The organism is Streptomyces sp. NPDC085927, from assembly GCF_044540975.1.
GTDB classification, from domain to species: domain Bacteria; phylum Actinomycetota; class Actinomycetes; order Streptomycetales; family Streptomycetaceae; genus Streptomyces; species Streptomyces hirsutus.
In genome coordinates, this window is record NZ_JBITSN010000004.1 from 457,427 (window position 1) to 474,688 (window position 17,262).

Sequence of the window (17,262 nt, forward strand, 5' to 3'; positions counted from 1 at the left end):
ACCAGCCGTATACCGGCCCCGTTGACGGCGCGATTCTCACCCCCGCACGAAGGGACCCGCCATGCTTACTCTCTCCCAGGATTGCCGCACCATCGGCGACCTGCTGGAAGGACACGCCCTCAACGTCCTGGACCCCGGCGAGGCGAGCGCGGTCCGCGCCCACCTGGCGACCTGCCCTGACTGCCGGGACGAGCATCACTGCCTCGCGGCCGTGGCCGCACACCTGTCCTCTCTTCGCAAGGCCCTGGCGCACGACCCCGGCCGGCAGCAGCCGTCGTGCCTGCCCGGGTCGGCCGGGTGCCACGATGGTTCGCGGCACCGACGCCGCCGGCACAGTGCGGCCCGAGGGGCCCTGACCACCTCGCTCACGCTGTCCCAATGGGTGAGTCGGCTTGCCTGCGTCAGGTGAGCGACCGGGCAGCGTGCTGATCCGCCCGGGCGGCACACCGGAAGTGCGCGCCGAGCGCGCCGGTGATGGGGCTCACCGCGAACCGCGGAGGGCACGCGCATGGTTCCTCCTGGACGTGTACACGTCCAGGAGGAACCATGCGCGTGCCCGCCGCCAGGCATTCCTCACCGAGCACCGCCGCTTCTTTTGGACTTTGCCCAGGGGGCGTTCGGCCCGCTGTCCGGGCCTTGCGGCCCCTGTGGCGGGTGTCGGTGACGCGAGACATTGAAGAGGCAATGAAGAGGCAAGGAGAGTCGTCCACGTCCTGCGTCACCCTCTGGAAGGGATGAGCATCATGGCAGTTCACGACCACCCCCACCGGCGCCGGGGATTCCGCCTCCCGCCCCTGCACGGTGCCGGGGAGGCTCCCGCGCCTGCCGAGCCGGTGACCGCCGAGGCGACCGGGACCCGCGCGTACGTGTTCGCCGGCCTCCGTCTGCTGACGGGCTTCGTCTTCCTGTGGGCGTTCCTGGACAAGACGTTCGGCTTCGGCTACGCGACCCCCTCCGGCAAGGGGTGGATCGAGGGCGGATCGCCGACCCGGGGCTTCCTCAGCGGTGTCGCCGTCGGACCGATGGAGTCCACCTTCCACGACTGGGCCGGGGCGGCGTGGGCCGACTGGCTGTTCATGCTCGGCCTGCTCGGCATCGGAATCGCGCTGATCGCGGGCGTCGGCCTGTGGCTCGCCGCGGCCGGCGGCAGCGCCATGATGGCCCTGATGTGGGTCGCGGAATGGCCGCCGGCCCGGCATCTGCCGGACGGTTCGCCGAGCATGTCGACGAACCCGTTCGTCGACTACCACCTGATCTACGCCGTCGTCCTGGTCGCCCTCGCCGCCGCGGGCGCCGGCGCCACCTGGGGCCTGGGCAGGGTCTGGGCGCGGCTGCCCTTCGTCAGCCGCAACCGCTGGCTGCTCTGACGGCCGCGGAGCCGTCGGGCCGGGGCACCTCCGCTTGCCGGGGGCGCCCCGCCCGCGTCCCCGCCGGCCCCGTGCGGTGAGGTCCCGCTCGACCAGGCCCGACGGCCCGGCGAGCGAGGGCCGGACGGCGCCCTCGACGGATACGCCGGCAGGTCCTCCGCGGCCGGGCACCGCGAGCCACGGGCATCGAAACGCAGACAGTTCACGTGGACAGCGAAGGAGGGGCCGGCGAGGAGCAGGAGAACCGACGCCTCGGGCACGGCGGCCGGAAGGCTCGGTGGAGCCGCAGGTCCGTCTCGCGGCCGGTCACCGGCCGGGGCGCTCTATTCGCGGTGCAGTACGACCTTGAGGGCGCCGGTGTCGGTGCCGTGGGAGAAGACCTCATAGGCGTCCTTCATCTGGCTGAGGCCGAAGGTGTGGGTGACGAGCGGGGAGATGTGCAGGCGTCCGGACGTCACCAGATCGAGCAGCCAAGGCGTGGAGGAGGTGTCGACCTGGCCGGTGCTGATCGTCACGTTCTTGCGCCACAGCGCCTCGAGATGGAGTGTGGCCGGTTTGCCGTGCATGCCGATGTTGGCGATGTGCCCGCCCGAGCGGACGGCCCGGGTGCACAGGACGAAGCTGTCCGGGGCTCCGGCGGCCTCGATGACCACGTCGGCGCCGGGCCCGTCCGCGAGATCGGCCATCAGCTGTCCGGGCAGCTCGGCGGCGTCGGCCCCCAGCCGGCCGGCGGCTTCCAGCCGGGAGGAGGACAGGTCCACCGCGACGATTCTGCGCGGCGAGTAGATCCGCGCCGTCATGACCGCGGCGAGTCCGATCGGACCGGCGCCCACGACGACGACGGTGTCTCCGGGGCCCACGTGTCCGTTGCGCACACCGACCTCGTAGGCGGTGGGGAGGACTTCGGAGAACAGGACGGCGTCATCGAGCGCCAAGGTGCCGGGCGTCCGCCGGGTGGAGTAATCGGCGAAGGGCACCCGTACGAACTCGGCCTGGGTGCCGTTGATCAGATCCCCGAGGATCCATCCGCCCCCGCCGCGGCATTGTCCGAACGTGTTGTCCCGGCAGGGCTGACAGTGGCCGCAGGCCGTGACGGACGACACGATCACCTGATCGCCCGGGCCAATGGAGTGGACCTCGCGGCCGATGTCCATCACCTCGCCGACAGCCTCGTGGCCGAGGACCGTTCCGGGCTTCACTTCGGGGAGTTCTCCGTGCAGGATGTGCAGATCGGTGCCGCAGACGGTGGTGGCGTCGACGCGCACGATCGCGTCGGTCGGGTCCTCGATCGCCGGATCCATGACCTTGTCCCAGGCGGTCTGTCCGGGGCCGTGGTAGACGAGTGCTCGCATGATCACCCACTCTCTGGCTGCTTCGGTGACCTCCTTCACCACGTTCGCTCTCAAAAGAGGCCGGGGCAACTGCGACCGTCCGACCTCGCAGGGGAGCCGAAGAGATCATGACGGAGAACATCGCCGCCCCGTGCTGGGGTCGGTGAGTTCGCGGTCACCGCCCGCGCGATCCGACCGGTCGCCGTGGTCCCTGGCGGGAAGCGGAACCGCCGGGGCTTCCCTCGGCCGGGACCGGGGCCGGCTCGCCGGCGTGGGGCGGCGGGCGAGCCCGTCCGGGGAAAGAATGGAGCGGGACAGGCCGCACGCGGGACCTTCGGCCCCCGGGCGGAGACTTGCCGGTCCCGGCTCTCGTGCGGCGGCGATGACGGCGTGAACGGAGCGTCCCGTCCGAGCGTCACTGAACGGGGCACGGCCGAGGGCACTTACGGCGATGCCGGGCCCACTCGTGGCAGTCCGTTCCCCATGACGGCACGAGGCGGCAGGAGGAGCCATGCAGAACACCGCTGTACGCAATGAGGTGATCGTCGGGATCGACCCGCGCGAGCAGTCCGTTCCGGCGCTCGCCTGGGCGGCCGACGAGGCTGTCCGCAGGCGGTCGCCCCTGCGGCTCGTGGTGGCGGTGCCGCCCCTGTCCGGCGGGCAGCACGTCGACGCGCCCTGGAATCGCACCATGCTCCGGGTCCAGGGCGAGGGTGCGCTCGCCGACGCGATCGCCACGGTGCGGGCGCTGTACGCGGAAGTGCCCCTGGCGACGGAACTGCTCGACGGGACGCCGGCGGCGGCGCTCTGCCGGAAGGCGGTGCAGGCCCGGATGGTCGTTGTCGGTTCCCGTCGGCTCAGCCGACCGGAAGAGCTCCTCAGCGCGGGCTCGGTGGCCGTTCCGGTGAGTGCCCGGGCGGACTGCCCGGTCGTCGTGGTCAGGGAGCCGGAGCGCGCGGGGCAACGGCATCCCCGTCTCGTCGTGGGGGTCGACGGCAGCGGACCCTCGAGAGCCGCCATGGAGTTCGCCGTGGAAGAGGCAGCGCTGCACGGCGCCGCCCTGCACGCCGTGTGGGTGTGGCGGCGGCCCGTCGTGTCCTTCGGCGACGAAGAGGCGGGGCTCGACGAGCGGCGCCGGATCCTGTCCGAGACCGTAGCGGGACGGGGAGGGAGGTACCCGGATGTGAAGATCACCCATGAGGTCCTGCGCGGCCACCCGGTGGAGGAACTGGCCCGCGCTTCGACCGGCGCCCTGGTGGTCGTCGTCGGCAGACGCGGGCGCGGGGGGTACTCCGGCATGAGACTGGGATCGGTGGTGCACGGCCTCCTGCACCGGGCGGAGTGCCCGGTGATCACCGTGCCCGAGTCCCGGCACGGCTGAGCCGGTGGGCGGACCCGAGAGTGAACCGGAACCGGACGGGAGGACTCGTGTCATGTCGCCGGCCCGGCACCCTCGCCGGCCACTGGTACCTCACCGCCCCATGACGCCGAAATGGTCGCCTTGCTCGGCAAGCACCGCCTGGACAGCTGAACGGCAGGAACACCGGTGGCCGCTCGGGTCGGGGCGTGGCCTCCGCCACGATGTACGCGGACCGGGGGCGGCGTCCCGGGCGGGCTGGGGCAGCGCCCGCGTTCGCTCCCGGGCGGACGGATAGTGTGGGCCCGTCAGCGAAGATCGCAGAAAGACGGAGCACATGGCGGACATCGTGGAGACAGCGGCGCGGAAGGTCTTCGAGCGCTACGACCTGGACGGGGACGGCCTGGTCACCGCAGACGAGTACCGGAAGGTCGTGGCGGAGCTGGAGGGTTCCGAGATCACCGAGTCGGAGGCCCAGGAACTGATCGATTCGCTCGACGCCAACGGCGACGGCCAGATGTCCTTCGAGGAGTTCTGGGCGGCCATGAACCGTTGACACCAGCGGCCCGGCACGCGAGGGTGCCGGGCCCGTTCGTGCCGCCTTCAGCCGACCTTGCGTCCTCGCATGGGCGCGGTGTCGGCGCCCGCGCCGTGCCGCAACCCGTCCAGGAACTCCCGCAGCACCTCCGTCGCGGTGTACTCCGGCCGCCAGCCCAGTTCCGTGCGGGCGCGGGAGCAGTCCATCAGGGGCAGCCGCAGTACCGCGTCGAAGAGGTGAGGAGAGGCGGGAAGGAGACGGAGTCCCCAGGCGGCGGCGACGGCGGACCGGGCCGCCGTACGCGGCAGCCGCACCGGGCGCAGGCCGAGCATCTCGGCGAGGAGGTCGCTGTCGACCACGGGGTCGGCAGCGAGATTGAAGGCGCCCCGGGCCCCGGCCGAGTGCACGGCCAGCCGGTAGGCCTGAGCGGCGTCGTCCGTGTGCAGGGCCTGCACCGTCAGGCCGGGGACGTCCGGGAGGAAGGGCAGCAGCTCGGGGCGGACCACCGGGCCGGGGAGGAAGCGACCGCCGAAGATGCGGCGCTGCTCGCTCGCCGACTCCCGCTTGAAGAGGAACGCAGGGCGCATACGTACCACCCGCACCCCGGGGTGGTCACGGACGAAGACGTCCAAGGCCCGTTCCAGGTACGCCTTCTCACGGCAGTAGGCCGCGTCCGGCCAGCCGTGTGTCGGCCAGGACTCGTCGACGGCCCGGTCCTTGGGACCGGGGGAGTAGGCCCCCACGGAGGAGGCGTGCACGAGCGTCGGTACCCCCGCGGCCGCGGCCGCCTCGAACATCCTCATGCTGCCGAGCACGTTGGTGCGCCAGGTGCTCGCCGGATCGTGCGTCGGCTGGAACGCCCACGCCAGATGCACCACGGCGGTCGCTCCCCGGCACACCTCCGTCGGGTCGGCCCGCTCGGACGCCAGATCGACGGCGTGCCACTCGGTCTTCGGCGGGGTCCAATCGGGCGTCCGCCGGGCGACGCCTCGCACCCACTCGACCTCCGGGTCCTCGGAGAGCAGGCGTACGAGGCTCGTCCCCACATTGCCGGTCGCGCCCGTGACCACTACCCTCTCGCCCGCTGTGCCGGCCATCGGAAGCTCCTTTCGGCGACGCCCGTGAGGCCCGCCGAGTACCCGGCCCCCGGTCCGGCACGCGCCGCCGGACCGGGGCGCGGGAAACGATCCTCCCCAGCCCGGGCGGGCCACCGCCGACGGCTGCCGGCCCGGGACGGTGGAGGGTCCCGGACTCCGGGTGATCAGGGTGTACCGCGCGCTCCCGGACCCGGGCGGTCGTCACCGGGAACGACCCCTGCTTCCCACGGTCGTCGCGACGGTCACTCCAGAAGCCCCGCGACCAGCGTGGCGAACTCGTCCGGGGTGGTGAGGCGGATGCCGAGCTGTTCGGCCTTGGCGCGCTTGGAGCCGGCACCTTCTCCGGCGACGACGAGGGTGGTCCTCCTGGAAACGCTGGAGGAGGAGCGGCCGCCGGCCCGTTCGATGAGTTCGTTCATCTCGTTGCGGGAGAGCTTCTCCAGATCTCCGGTCATCGCACCGGTGACCACCACCGTCATGTCGGCCAGCGGGCGGTCCGCTCCAGGCGTCCCGGCCGTGTTCCGGCCGTCGGCGTCGGCGTCGGCGTCGGTGTCGGTGGCCGGAGGCGGAGTGGCGCCGGGTTCCGTCGTGTTGACGCCCGCCGCGACGAGCTTGTCGATGAGCGGGGCGAGTTCGGCGAGTTCCGTGACGATCGAGGGTGCCTTCTCCGGTCCGATGCCGTCCACCCGCTGCATCGTTTCGGCGTCGGCGGAGCGGATGTTGTCCATGGTGGCGAAGTACCGGGCGATGCGCCGGGACATGGACCGGCCGGTGCCGCGGACGCCGAGCGCGCAGAGCACCCGCGACAGCGGCTGCTCCTTGGCCGCGGCGATCGCGGCGAGCAGATTGTCGGTGCTGGTCTCACCCATCCGCTCCAGGCCGAGCAGTTGGTCGCGCCGGAGGGCGAACACGTCGGCGAGATCGGCGACGAGACCCGCGTCGACGAGCTGGACGACACGGGTGGCTCCCAGGCCCTCGATGTCGAGCTGGTCGCGTCCCGCGGCGTAGGAGAGCGAGGCGACCAGGTGGCAGTTGCGGCCCTGCGCACACCGCCAGCGCTCCCCGCTGGTGTCGATGTCCGATCCGCAGCGCGGACACTGTTCGGGGAAGACGATGGGCTGTTCCTCGCCGGTGCGCAGGTGGACGACGGGGGCCTCGATGCGGGGGATGACGTCACCGGCGCGATGGACCATGACGTGGTCGCCGAGCCGCAGGTCGCGCCGGGTGATGTCGGCCGGGTTGTGCAGGGTGGCGTAGGTGATGGTGGAGCCGTCGACGACCACTGGTTCGAGGACGCCGCGCGGGGCGATGATGCCGGTCCGCCCGACGTTCCACTCCACTTCCAGCAGCCGGGTGATCTTCTCCACGGCCGGCAGCTTGTACGCGATCGCCCACCGGGGCGCGCGGGAGCCGGATCCGGCGTCCCGCTGGTCCGCGGCGAGGTCGGCCTTGATGACGATCCCGTCGATGCCGAACGGCAACTCCACCCGTACCGCGGCGATTTCCTTCACCCGGGACAGGGCCTGCTCCGGCGACTCGGCGACGGATTCCGGGACCGCGGTCGCGGCGCTGGTGTGCACGCCGAGCCCGGCGGCCAGGGACATCAGGTCGCTGTGGGGGAGCTCCGCCAGCCGCTCGGCAAGGGGACCGTCGGTGCCGGGCAGCGGCAGCAGTCCGTAGCCGAAGAACGTCATCGGCACGGTGTAGAGCCGCTCCTTCGCCCGCAGGGTGCCCGCGGCGGCGTTGCGCGGATTGGCGAACGGCTGACCGCCGTGGCCCGTGCGGGCCTCGTTCGCGTACTCAAACTGGGCCGCCGTCATCAGGACTTCACCGCGCACCTCCACGGTGACCGGCTCGGCCAGCCGCTCGGGCAGCCCCACGACGGTGCCGATCGCGTGCGAGACGTCCTCCCCGGCGATCCCGTCCCCACGAGTGATCAGCCGGGTGAGACGACCGTCGCTGTAGCGGGCGACGATCGCGAGCCCGTCCAGCTTCGGGCCCACACTGAAGCGGGTGACCTCACGGCCGATGCGTCGGGCCAGGGACGCCGTCCACGCCATGAACTCCTCGGCCGAGAAGACGTTGTCGAGGCTGAGCATCGGCACCGTGTGCGGTATGTCGCCCTCCACCGCGCCGCCGGCGACCTTGCCGGTGGGGGAGCCGGACAGGACCTCGTCCGGGTGCGCCGTCTCCCAAGCGGCGATCCCGCGGACCAGCCGGTCGTAGGTGTCGTCGTCCAACGGCGAGGTGCCGCCCTCGTAGTAGGCGGCCGCCGCGCTCACGGCGTTCTCGACCGCCTGCGCGTAGGCGGCGGCATCCACGATCACTGCTGCGGGAGTAGTCATGACCGGCATCATGCCGCCCGCCACTGACAACGGGCCCGGACGCCGACCTGCACCGATCCGCACAGCCGATTCCCCAAAGACCGACCCATCGGGCGATGCCGGGCCGTTGCCTGCGTCACCGCCCACCGGATGCCTCCATATGGGTGGATACCCATGGTTCATGTCCCAGTGGTCGCTTGTACGCCCTCGATTCGTATAGGTGGGATTCGATCCAAGTGTCCCAACGGAGCGCATCGCGTTCCTCATCGGCATGCCGGGCACCTTCGGCGGTCACCAGGATCGAGAGACACGTGAACATTCCCACCTCGTTGCGCAGGGCCAAGACCCCTGTGGTTCTGACGGCGGCTGTACTGCTGGCCGTGAGCGCGTGCGGCAGTGCCGAGGCGGGGTCGGACGGCAGCGGCGGTGAGAGGGAGAAGCCGTCGGGCACCGTCCAGGTGGACGGTTCCAGCACGGTGGCTCCGCTGTCCACGGTGGCGGCCGAGCTCTTCCGGGCGGAGAACGCCGACGTCGAGGTCACCGTCGGCACGTCCGGAACCGGTGGCGGTTTCGACACGTTCTGCCACGGCGAGACCGACATCTCCAACGCTTCGCGCGCGATCGAGGACATCGAGGCGTCGGCCTGCAAGCTGAAGGGGGTCGAGTACCAGGAACTCCAGGTCGCCGGTGACGGCCTGTCCGTCGTGGTGAGCAAGGACAACGACTTCGCCGAGTGCCTCACGGTGGACCAGCTGAGGATGATCTGGCAGCCCGGTTCGAAGATCGACAACTGGAACCAGGTCGATGCGACGTTCCCCGACCAGGAACTGGAACTGTTCGGTCCCGGAACGGAATCGGGCACCTTCGACTACTTCACCGACGCCGTCAACGGTGAGGAGGGCGCCTCGCGCACCGACTACAAGGTGAACGAGGACGACGACCTCATCGTGCAGGGTGTCTCGGGATCCGTGGGCGGCATGGGCTACTTCGGCCACTCCTACTACGAGGAGAGCAAGGACAAGCTGAAGGCCCTGGCGATCGACAGCGGTGACGGCTGCGTCGCCCCGACCGTGCAGGCCGTTCAGGACGGCAGCTACAAGCCGCTGGCGCGACCGCTGTTCATCTACCCGAAGGCGTCCTCGCTGGAGAAGCCGGAGGTCGCGGCGTTCATCGAGTACTACGTCGAGAACAACAAGCGCATCGCCGAGAAGGCCAACTTCGTGCCGCTCAACGCGGAGCAGGACGCCGAGCTGCGCAAGGACCTCGACGCTCTCAAGGCGAAGCAGGAGTCCTGAGCGGGAGCGTTGCCCGTTGCCCGTTGCCCGTTGCCCGTTGCCCGTTGCCCGTTGCCCAACGGCCCGGTGTGTGCCGGGTTGCTGGAGGGTCTGTGGCGCAGGCGAACCCCTGGTGAACAGGCGGGAAGGACTGGCTTTCCGTACCGGAGGAACCCCTGGCCCGCACCTATGCTGCAAGGATGGCTATCTCTTCGTACGGCGTGCGGGCGGAGACGGTGTCGGACGGCCCGGAAGCGTGTGCGACGGACCTGGCCTGCCTGTTGATCGACCGTGGCGAGGCCGAGCGGCTCGCCGCCGTGCTGAAGGCCGTCGCCGACCCGACGCGACTGCAGTTGCTGCACCTCATCGAGCGGGCTCCCCGGGGGGAAGCGTGCGTCTGTGACCTCACGGACTGCCTGGGCCTGCGACAGCCCACCGTCAGTCATCACCTCAAGGTCATGACCGAGTCCGGACTGCTGAACCGCGAGCGGCGAGGCACCTGGGTCTGGTACTCCGTCGACCCCGCCGGGCTGCGCCGGGTGCGCGAGGTCCTGGGGCCCATGAGCCCGCAGGAGCCGGCGGCGGTCTGACCCTCCTGTCCCGCCGGGACCCGCTCGGGCCGATCTCTCGGGCGGACCGCTCGGACCGGCTTCTCAGGCCGTCGGTTCCGGCGCGATCTCCGCGATCAGGTCCTCGACCCGCTTCCTGATCTCGTCGCGGATCGGGCGGACGGCCTCGACGCCCTGGCCGGCCGGGTCGTCCAGCGCCCAGTCCAGGTAGCGCTTGCCGGGGAAGGCCGGGCAGGTGTCGCCGCAGCCCATGGTGACGCAGACGTCGGACTCCTTGACCGCGTCGATGGTCAGCACCTTCGGGGTCTCGGCGGAGATGTCGATGCCGGCCTCGCGCATGGCCTCGACGGCGGCCGGATTGACCTGGTCGGCGGGAGCGGAACCGGCGGAGCGGACCTCGACGCGGTCCCCGGCCAAGTGGGTCAGCCAGGCGGCGGCCATCTGGGAACGGCCCGCGTTGTGGACGCAGACGAAGAGCACGGAGGGCTTGTCGGACATCGGAGGTCTCTCTTGTCTCACGAGATCAGGTGCACGTGAGGTCAGCACCCGGTGATGTCAGCCACCACTGATGTGAGAATATCAGTCCATGATGACGTCAGTCGACACTGACCTGCTCCGGGTTCTCGCCGACCCGCTCAGGCTTCACATCGTGACCCTGCTCGCCCAAGAAACGCTGTGCACCACCCACTTGGTGGAGGAGACCGGCGCGCGGCAGACCAACCTCTCCAACCATCTGAGGGTGCTGCGGGAAGCCGGGGTGGTGGAGACGGAGCCGTGCGGCCGGTTCACGTACTACAAGCTGCGCCCCGACGTCATCGCCCAGCTTGCCGGCCGGTTCGCCGACCTGGCCGAGTCCGCCCGCACCGCCGCCGGGAACAAGAGGGCCTGTCCGTGACCCGCACCGAAGCACCCGCGACCACCGGCGGGGAAACGTCGATCGCCGCGAAGATGTCGACGCTCGACCGCTTCCTGGCGGTGTGGATCCTGCTCGCCATGGCCCTCGGCCTCGGCCTGGGCCGCGCCATTCCGGGACTGAACGACGCCCTGGCGAAGGTGGAGATCGGCGGCATCTCGCTGCCCATCGCCGTCGGCCTGCTGATCATGATGTATCCGGTCCTGGCCAAGGTCCGCTACGACCGGCTCGACGCGGTCACCGGTGACCGCAAGCTGATGGTCTCCTCACTGGTCGTCAACTGGGTCGCCGGTCCGGCGGTGATGTTCGCGCTGGCCTGGATCTTCCTGCCGGACCTGCCCGAGTACCGCACGGGCCTGATCATCGTCGGCCTGGCCCGCTGCATCGCCATGGTCATCATCTGGAACGACCTCGCCTGCGGCGACCGGGAGGCGGCAGCCGTCCTGGTCGCCCTCAACTCGGTCTTCCAGGTCCTGGCCTTCGGCCTGCTGGGCTGGTTCTACCTGGACCTGCTGCCCGGCTGGCTCGGCCTCGGCGACGGCGAGCACCTGGACATCTCGATGTGGAAGATCGCCCTGAACGTCGTCGTCTTCCTCGGCGTCCCGCTGCTGGCCGGGTTCCTCACCCGCCGCATCGGCGAGAAGAAGATGGGCCGCGAGGGCTACGAGCAGAAGTTCCTGCCGAAGATCGGCCCCTGGGGGCTGTACGGGCTGCTCTTCACGATCGTCATCCTCTTCGCCCTGCAAGGGAAGACCATCACCTCGCAGCCGCTGGACGTGGCCCGCATCGCGCTGCCCCTGCTGGTCTACTTCACCGTCATGTGGTGCGGCACCTTCGCCCTGGGCAAGGCGATCGGCCTGGCCTACGACCGAACCACCACCCTCGCCTTCACCGCGGCGGGCAACAACTTCGAACTGGCCATCGCGGTCGCCATCGCCACCTTCGGCGTCACCTCCGGCCAGGCCCTGTCCGGCGTCGTCGGCCCGCTCATCGAAGTGCCGATCCTGGTCGGCCTGATCTACGTGTCCCTGGCCTGGCGCAAGAAGTTCGCCCCGTCCGCACTGACCACCGACGGAGGGGGCCGCTGACGGCACACCGCTTCCACCGCTTCACCGCTTCCACCGACGGGCGAACCCTTGGTGGAAGCGGTGGAGGTGGCCGGTCAGCCGCGCAGGTCGAGCAGGGCGGACAGGGCCGCCACCACGGAGGGCGCGACCTTGTAGTAGACCCAGGTGCCGCGTCGCTCGGAGGTCAGCAGGCCGGCCTCGCGCAGCTTCTTCAGGTGATGGGAGACGGTCGGCTGGGAGACGCCGACGTCGGCGATGTCGCAGACGCAGGCCTCTCCTCCCGGATGCGAGGCGATCCTGGAGAACAGCCGCAGGCGCACCGGGTCCGACAGCGCCTTGAACATGGCGGCCGTCTTCTCCGCGTCCGCGGGCGACAGCTCCCCGGCGGTGATCGGCGGGCAGCACGGCACCACGTCGTCGCCCTGCGCGAGGGGCAGGCTCGCCGTCTCTGATATCGACATTCTTCTATATTGACGTCCATCCATGAGGGTGGCAAGCTCTGCTGTATCGACAAGTGTCGAAGTAGAGGGGTTCCGGCAGGACAGGTCCCGCGAGCGGCGGAACGCGGACCGCGCCGGGCCGCCCTCCCGTACGCCACCGACTCCGCCACGCCCCAGTAGGAGGCCGACCCTCATGAGTGCTCAGCAGTTCCCCGTCGTCGTCATCGGAGCCGGGCCCGTCGGACTTGCCGCCGCCGCTCACCTGACCGGGCGTGACATCGAATCGCTGGTCCTGGAGGCCGGCGGGGCCGTGGCCTCGGCCGTCCGCGAGTGGGCCCATGTCCGGCTGTTCTCCACCTGGGGCGAGCTCGTGGACCCGGCCGCCGAGAAGCTGCTCGCCCCGACCGGCTGGGTGCGGCCCGCCCCGGACACCTACCCCTCCGGCGGTGACTGGGCCGAGCGGTACCTCCAGCCGCTCGCCGACGTCCTCGGTGACCGTGTGCGCCTGGGCGCCCGCGTGACGGGCGTCTCCCGCGCCGGCCGGGACCGCCTCGTCGACGCGGACCGTGCGGACCAGCCGTTCGTCGTCCACGTCGCCCATGCGGACGGGCGTGAGGAGCGGCTGTTCGCGCGTGCGGTGATCGACGCTTCGGGCACCTGGACGACGCCCTCCCCGGCCGGTGGCAGCGGCCTGCCCGCCCTCGGCGAGAAGGCGGCCGCCGACCGCATCGCCCACCGCGTCCCCGACCTGGAGGACCCGGCGGTCCGCGCCCGCTACGCGGGCAGGCGCACCGCCGTCATCGGCTCCGGTGCCTCGGCCTTCACCGCACTGGCCCACCTGGCCGCCCTCGCCGAGACCGACGAGGGCGCCGGCACGAAGGCCCTGTGGGTCCTGCGCCGGGGCATCTCCGGCTCGACCTTCGGCGGCGGCGAGGCCGACGAACTGCCGGCCCGCGGCGCGCTCGGCCTGGCAGCCAAGGCCGCCGTCGAGGCCGGGCACGCCGCCGCGGTCACCGGCTTCCGTACCGAGGCGGTCGAGCGGGACGGCGACGGGCGTCCCGTTCTCGTGGCGGAGGACGGCCGGCGGCTCGACGCCGTGGACGAAGTGATCGTGCTGACCGGTTTCCGCCCCGACCTGTCGTTCCTGTCCGAGCTGCGGCTCGGCCTGGACGAGCGGCTCCAGGCCCCGGTGGCACTCGCCCCGCTGATCGACCCCAACCAGCACTCCTGCGGCACCGTCTACCCGCACGGCCACCGCGAGCTGTCCCACCCCGAACAGGGCGTCTACCTCGTCGGCATGAAGTCCTACGGCCGCGCCCCGACCTTCCTCGCCATGACCGGCCACGAGCAGGTCCGCTCCGTCGCCGCCGCGATCGCCGGAGACCTCGAGGCCGCCGACCGCGTCGAACTCACCCTCCCCGAGACCGGAGTCTGCGGCGGCGCGGGCCTCTTCGACGCCCCCGAGAGCGAGCAGAACGGAGGCGGATGCTGCGCCGCACCGGCACCCGCCCTGGTACAGCTCGGCACCGCTCCGGCCACGGAGCAGGGGCGGGGCTGAGCGTGTTCACGGCCCCGCGTCCGGTCGGCGTGGTGCTCGGATGCTGTCGATGATGCGGGTCCAGCCGTCGCTGCCGTACCCGTTCTCGATCGCGCGCCCGTAGTGGGACTGCACGGCCAGCGGGAGCGCGAGATCGAGACCGAGTGACGTGCTGGTCTCCACGATGTGGTCGGACGTCGCCCCCATCATGGTGACCGTGCTGAGATCACCGGGATGCTCCCCGGCGTCCAGCGCGGCGCCGGGGTCGTCTTCGCCGGCCCTCAGGATGTCGCCGATCGAGTCGGCGGAGGAGAGCAACTCCGGCAGCGCTTCCCCGGCCTTCATCCCCGCGGTGCCCAGCATCGCCGTCGCGTGCATCAGTCCGGACAGCGTGGTGAGGAACACCGCGAGCTGCGCTTGGTACATCATCTGGGCGAGGCCCGGATCCTCGCCCAGATGCTTCGGCGTGCCGAGCGGTGTCAACGCCGCCAGGTGGCGTTCCAGCACCTCGCCGCGGCCGCTGTAGTAGACATGGGCTGCCTCCGTGCCGACCATCGGCGGGGGGACCATGACGCCACCGGTGAGGAAGGCGGCATCATGGCCCGCTGCCCAGGCCGCCGCCTCGCGTGTGCGGTCGGGAGTGTCGGAGCTCAGGTTGACCAGCGTCCGCCCGGCGAGCGAGGCGGTGGCGCCGTCGAGGACGTCGTACATCGCCCGGTAGTCGGTGAGGCTGAGGATCACGAGGTCGCTCGCCTCGACCGCCTCGCGGGGTGTCGCCGCGCGTGTCGCTCCGTCGGCGACGACGCCGTCGGCCCGGCCGGCGGTGCGGTTCCAGACGGTGACCGGGTGGCCGGCGGTGAGGAGGGTACGGGTCATCGCCTGCCCCATCGGGCCGAGCCCGATCATCGTGACAGCGCTGTTCCGTCCAGTGGTGTGGTTCTGTCGTCCGTTCACCCCTCCATGCTCGAAGGGCGCCCTTATTCTCGGAAGTACCCACTATTTACTGCGGTACTTACCTTTTCGTAAGGAGGGTCGACGATGGCCAGGGCGCCGAGACGCGGGCCTTACATCTGTGGCATCGACGCCGCGCTCGACGTGGTGAGCGGCAAGTGGAAGGGACTGATCCTCTGGGAGCTCGACGCCCATGGCGTACGCCGCTTCGCCGAGCTGCGCCGCGGTCTGCCGGGGGTGAGCGAGAAGATGCTCACCCAGCACCTGCGCGAGATGGAGGAGGACGGGCTCGTGCACCGGGAGGTCCACGCGGAGGTACCGCCGCGGGTGGAGTACTCCCTGACCGGCCACGGGCGCACGCTCAACCGAGCGCTCGGGCCGCTCGGTGCCTGGGGCGTCGAGCGGATACGTCGCGAAGGCTCCGAAACGGTCGACGTCGCCGAGACCTCGCACGGCTGAGCATCCCGGTCCGGGGGGGGCGCCCCCCCCCCCGGGGGGGGGCCCCCCGGCCCCGGGGGGGGGGGGGGGGGGGGGGGGGGCCCCGCCCCGCCCCCGGGGGGGGGGGGGGGGGGCGCCCCCGCCCCCCCCCCCCCCCCGGCCCCCGCCCCCCCCCCCCCCCCCGGGGCCCCCCCCCGGGGGGGGGCGGCCCCCCCCCCCGGGGGGGGCGCCCCCCCCGGACCGGGAGCGGAGGGAGGGGCGGAGTGCGCAAACGGCCGTCAGGCGGGCCGGGGGGTTTCCGGCGCGGAGACGTGGGTGATCAGGCGCAGGGCGGCCGCCACGGTGTCCCCCAGGGGCGGCCCCTCCGACGGGTCGGGCCGTAGGGCCCAGTCCTCCACCGCGATGCGCAGCGCGGTGTTCAGTACGCCCGCCTCCATGCGGACGGCGAGGCCGTCGGCGGGGCGGCCCGTACGGTCGGCGATCATCGCGGCGAACTCGGCCTCGGCGTCGTAGTGCGCCTCCAGCCATACGGCACGCAGTCCCGGTTCGTCCCGGCACAGCCGCACCAGGTCGCGCAGGGCCCGCGGCTCCTGCTCCGCGCCCTCGCCGTGGTGGGCGTGCAGGACGGACTCGGCGAGGGGGACGGCTCCGTTCCGGTCCCGCACCTGACGGGCCAGGGCCTCCAGGCCCGTGGTGAGCAGCGGGCGGACGCACTCCTCCTTGGAGCGGAAGTACCGCCACAGGGTGCGGGTGGAGATCCCCGCGGCGGAGGCGATGTCCTCCGCGGTGGTCGCCGCCACACCCCGCGCGACGAACAGCCGTACCGCTTCCTCGGCGATCTCCCGGCGCGTCTCGGCGCGGCGCCGCTCCGTCAATGGCGGTCGCCCCGTGGCGCCACCGGCCCGTCCGGTCATACACGCCCCTTCGCTCGCTGTGAACACCCTATTTTATGTCGTGCGCTGCCGAAATGGCGCACGATGCCTTTGTGTCGCACTGTGACAGTAACCAGTACGCTGGTGCACGCCGACGAATGCCGACAGTCCATCGGCACATCGACATGTCCATAGGTCGAGCAGAGGAGTTCTCATGGGTGCCACATCCGGTGCGGGTCTGTCCGGCAAGAGCGTCGTCGTCACCGGGGCCGCCTCCGGCATCGGCCGCGCCGCCGCGCTGCGGTTCGCCGCCGAGGGGGCCGGGGTCGTCGTCGCCGACCTGAACGCCGACGGGGCCGGGAGCGTCGTCGACGAGATCCGGTCGGGGGGCGGCACGGCGGTCGCCGTCGCGGGAGACCTGAGTGACGGTGCGGTGGTCGACGAGGTCGTGGCCGCCGCGGTCGACGCCTTCGGCGGGATCGACGTCCTGGTCAACAACGCGGGAGTGATGGACAGCATGTCCGCGCCGGTGGATGTCACCGACGCCGAGTGGGACCGAGTCCTGCGCATCAATCTCACGGCGCCGTTCCTGCTGACGCGGGCCGTTCTGCCGCACATGCTCTCCGCCGGCGGCGGAGCCGTCGTCAACACCGCCTCCGAGGCGGCGCTGCGCGGCAGCGCGGCGGGCACCGCGTACACCGTCTCCAAGCACGGCCTCCTCGGCCTCACCCGCTCCCTCGCCGTGATGTACCGGGACCAGGGCATCCGTGCCAACGCCATCGTGCCGGGCGGCACGATGACCGGTATCGCGACCGGTCTCGACGTCGACCGGGAGGCCCACGGGCCCGCCGTCGTCGGCCGGTACATGGTCAACATGGGGCGCATCAGCGAACCGGAGGAGCAGGCCGCCGCCATCGTCTTCCTCGCCTCCGACGCGGCGAGCAGCATCAACGGCGTCGTCCTGCCGGTGGACAACGGCTGGTCGGCGGTCTGACTCCGCCCGGGCCCGAAGCCGCCCGGACCCGTCCCGTCCACCGGCGCGGGTACTCCCGCTGTCGTATGCGGCAGGGTGGCGCTCCTCGTACGGTGTGGTCGTGACGACCTTCGACCGCCTGCCCGCCCGCCTGCGGACGCCGTCCCCGGGTGCCGTGGACATCATGGTCGTGGCCGTCGCCGGGCTTCTCACC

General features: G+C 71.6%; 18 protein-coding genes. 11 read left to right on the plus strand and 7 right to left on the minus strand.

What is annotated here, in order from left to right; all coding sequences use genetic code 11:
* The first annotated feature begins 61 nt into the window (after positions 1 to 61).
* Together ACIF80_RS13985 and ACIF80_RS13990 are read left to right on the plus strand one after the other, a co-directional pair.
* A complete protein-coding gene (locus ACIF80_RS13985) occupies positions 62 to 409 on the plus strand; it encodes an anti-sigma factor family protein (protein WP_399803612.1) in 348 nt (115 codons plus the stop codon).
* Positions 410 to 743: 334 nt separating this feature from the next.
* Positions 744 to 1,367 (plus strand): hypothetical protein, encoded by a 624-nt coding sequence (locus ACIF80_RS13990; RefSeq protein ID WP_399803615.1) that lies wholly within the window; start codon positions 744 to 746, stop codon positions 1,365 to 1,367.
* A 323-nt stretch (positions 1,368 to 1,690) separates the two neighbouring features.
* On the opposite strand, the gene ACIF80_RS13995 is transcribed toward ACIF80_RS13990, so the two are convergent.
* Positions 1,691 to 2,719 carry an alcohol dehydrogenase catalytic domain-containing protein gene (locus ACIF80_RS13995; RefSeq protein ID WP_399803618.1) on the minus strand — a complete coding sequence of 343 codons (1,029 nt, stop codon included), beginning with the start codon at positions 2,717 to 2,719 and terminating at the stop codon, positions 1,691 to 1,693.
* A gap of 490 nt (positions 2,720 to 3,209) precedes the next feature.
* Here ACIF80_RS13995 and ACIF80_RS14000 point away from each other — a divergent pair, with 490 nt between their 5' ends.
* Entirely contained in the window at positions 3,210 to 4,079 is an 870-nt protein-coding gene (locus ACIF80_RS14000; protein ID WP_399803620.1) for a universal stress protein, read from the plus strand.
* A gap of 313 nt (positions 4,080 to 4,392) precedes the next feature.
* The gene (locus ACIF80_RS14005; protein WP_381365089.1) at positions 4,393 to 4,611 is read left to right on the plus strand and encodes an EF-hand domain-containing protein; all 219 of its coding nucleotides are present in this window, start codon (positions 4,393 to 4,395) and stop codon (positions 4,609 to 4,611) included.
* 47 nt (positions 4,612 to 4,658) lie between these two features.
* On the opposite strand, the gene ACIF80_RS14010 is transcribed toward ACIF80_RS14005, so the two are convergent.
* Positions 4,659 to 5,690, minus strand: coding sequence for an SDR family oxidoreductase (locus ACIF80_RS14010; protein ID WP_399803623.1), 1,032 nt, complete (start codon positions 5,688 to 5,690; stop codon positions 4,659 to 4,661).
* Between the two features lie 242 nt (positions 5,691 to 5,932).
* The gene (ligA, locus tag ACIF80_RS14015; protein WP_399803626.1) at positions 5,933 to 8,035 is read right to left on the minus strand and encodes an NAD-dependent DNA ligase LigA; all 2,103 of its coding nucleotides are present in this window, start codon (positions 8,033 to 8,035) and stop codon (positions 5,933 to 5,935) included.
* 290 nt (positions 8,036 to 8,325) lie between these two features.
* Between ligA and ACIF80_RS14020 the strand changes: the two genes are divergently transcribed.
* Together ACIF80_RS14020 and ACIF80_RS14025 are read left to right on the plus strand one after the other, a co-directional pair.
* Positions 8,326 to 9,309 (plus strand): PstS family phosphate ABC transporter substrate-binding protein, encoded by a 984-nt coding sequence (locus ACIF80_RS14020; RefSeq protein WP_399803628.1) that lies wholly within the window; start codon positions 8,326 to 8,328, stop codon positions 9,307 to 9,309.
* Positions 9,310 to 9,488: 179 nt separating this feature from the next.
* Complete coding sequence (locus ACIF80_RS14025; protein ID WP_399803631.1) at positions 9,489 to 9,878, plus strand: ArsR/SmtB family transcription factor; 390 nt, start codon at positions 9,489 to 9,491, stop codon at positions 9,876 to 9,878.
* Between the two features lie 63 nt (positions 9,879 to 9,941).
* Here ACIF80_RS14025 and ACIF80_RS14030 read toward each other — a convergent pair whose 3' ends face one another.
* Positions 9,942 to 10,355, minus strand: coding sequence for an arsenate reductase ArsC (locus ACIF80_RS14030; protein ID WP_399803634.1), 414 nt, complete (start codon positions 10,353 to 10,355; stop codon positions 9,942 to 9,944).
* Between the two features lie 88 nt (positions 10,356 to 10,443).
* On the opposite strand from ACIF80_RS14030, the gene ACIF80_RS14035 reads away from it, so the two are divergent.
* Positions 10,444 to 10,752 carry an ArsR/SmtB family transcription factor gene (locus ACIF80_RS14035; RefSeq protein WP_399803637.1) on the plus strand — a complete coding sequence of 103 codons (309 nt, stop codon included), beginning with the start codon at positions 10,444 to 10,446 and terminating at the stop codon, positions 10,750 to 10,752.
* Complete coding sequence (arsB, locus tag ACIF80_RS14040; RefSeq protein ID WP_399803640.1) at positions 10,749 to 11,858, plus strand: ACR3 family arsenite efflux transporter; 1,110 nt, start codon at positions 10,749 to 10,751, stop codon at positions 11,856 to 11,858. Before ACIF80_RS14035 ends, arsB begins: the two co-directional genes overlap by 4 nt.
* Before the next feature lie 74 nt (positions 11,859 to 11,932).
* Here arsB and ACIF80_RS14045 read toward each other — a convergent pair whose 3' ends face one another.
* Positions 11,933 to 12,298, minus strand: a complete 366-nt coding sequence (locus tag ACIF80_RS14045; RefSeq protein WP_399803643.1) for an ArsR/SmtB family transcription factor — start codon at positions 12,296 to 12,298, stop codon at positions 11,933 to 11,935.
* 172 nt (positions 12,299 to 12,470) lie between these two features.
* Between ACIF80_RS14045 and ACIF80_RS14050 the strand changes: the two genes are divergently transcribed.
* A complete protein-coding gene (locus ACIF80_RS14050) occupies positions 12,471 to 13,835 on the plus strand; it encodes an NAD(P)-binding domain-containing protein (protein WP_399803646.1) in 1,365 nt (454 codons plus the stop codon).
* A gap of 6 nt (positions 13,836 to 13,841) precedes the next feature.
* Here ACIF80_RS14050 and ACIF80_RS14055 read toward each other — a convergent pair whose 3' ends face one another.
* On the minus strand, positions 13,842 to 14,768 hold the full coding sequence (locus tag ACIF80_RS14055; protein WP_399803649.1) for an NAD(P)-dependent oxidoreductase: 927 nt from the start codon (positions 14,766 to 14,768) through the stop codon (positions 13,842 to 13,844).
* 84 nt (positions 14,769 to 14,852) lie between these two features.
* On the opposite strand from ACIF80_RS14055, the gene ACIF80_RS14060 reads away from it, so the two are divergent.
* Complete coding sequence (locus ACIF80_RS14060; protein ID WP_399803652.1) at positions 14,853 to 15,224, plus strand: winged helix-turn-helix transcriptional regulator; 372 nt, start codon at positions 14,853 to 14,855, stop codon at positions 15,222 to 15,224.
* Between the two features lie 257 nt (positions 15,225 to 15,481).
* Here the strand turns inward: ACIF80_RS14060 and ACIF80_RS14065 are convergent, their stop codons facing one another.
* Positions 15,482 to 16,117, minus strand: coding sequence for a TetR/AcrR family transcriptional regulator (locus ACIF80_RS14065; protein ID WP_399803655.1), 636 nt, complete (start codon positions 16,115 to 16,117; stop codon positions 15,482 to 15,484).
* A gap of 172 nt (positions 16,118 to 16,289) precedes the next feature.
* Here ACIF80_RS14065 and ACIF80_RS14070 point away from each other — a divergent pair, with 172 nt between their 5' ends.
* Positions 16,290 to 17,069 carry an SDR family NAD(P)-dependent oxidoreductase gene (locus tag ACIF80_RS14070; RefSeq protein WP_399803658.1) on the plus strand — a complete coding sequence of 260 codons (780 nt, stop codon included), beginning with the start codon at positions 16,290 to 16,292 and terminating at the stop codon, positions 17,067 to 17,069.
* The last annotated feature ends 193 nt before the right edge of the window (positions 17,070 to 17,262 follow it).